Source organism: Limnothrix redekei LRLZ20PSL1, assembly GCF_043235035.1.
Taxonomy (GTDB): domain Bacteria; phylum Cyanobacteriota; class Cyanobacteriia; order CACIAM-69d; family CACIAM-69d; genus CACIAM-69d.
Genome location: NZ_JAZAQF010000027.1, coordinates 1 through 559 on the forward strand (window position 1 = coordinate 1; position 559 = coordinate 559).

Consider the following 559-nt stretch of genomic DNA (forward strand, 5'->3'; position numbering starts at 1 on the left):
CAAATCAGTCCCCGATCGGGTGGTTTGAGCCAATAGGTTTGACGTGTCAGCTCGTTAAAAAAGAGATAGTTCACCGCATTAAGGTAGCGGCGCGTCACCCTGTGTATGAGAACTACCGCACTAGCCTCTACCAAATGCTGATGCAACGCCTGAGCTACGAACATGCTGACCGGCAAACGTTGTTATGGCAGTTAGGTGAGCTCATGTACCTCTGCCATGCCAGCTATAACGCCTGCCACCTTGGCTCAACTGCCACTGACGAGCTAGTGAAGCGGGTTAAGGAGAAACAGCGCAAAGGCATGGGTGTCTATGGTGCTAAAATTACTGGTGGCGGCAGTGGCGGCACTGTTGTAGTGCTCTGCGATGGTGAACGTGGGCTAGAAACTGCGCACCAGATAGCTCGCAGCTATGGCAATGAGCAGGCTATGAATTTGGTATTTTTTGATTGACAGTTTGCCCGCTGCGCTTTTAGCTCCTAGAACTTAAAGTGGTAACTCAGGCTAGGCATAATGGGGAACAGGCTCACTTGCCTGGCACGCACCCCGGTGATGAATCCAGT

General features: G+C 51.7%; 1 pseudogene. It reads left to right on the plus strand.

The annotated features are described in order from the left end of the window. Positions 1–449, plus strand: a pseudogene (locus tag VPK24_RS04640) (hypothetical protein); the annotation flags it as partial. Between the last annotated feature and the right edge of the window lie 110 nt (positions 450–559).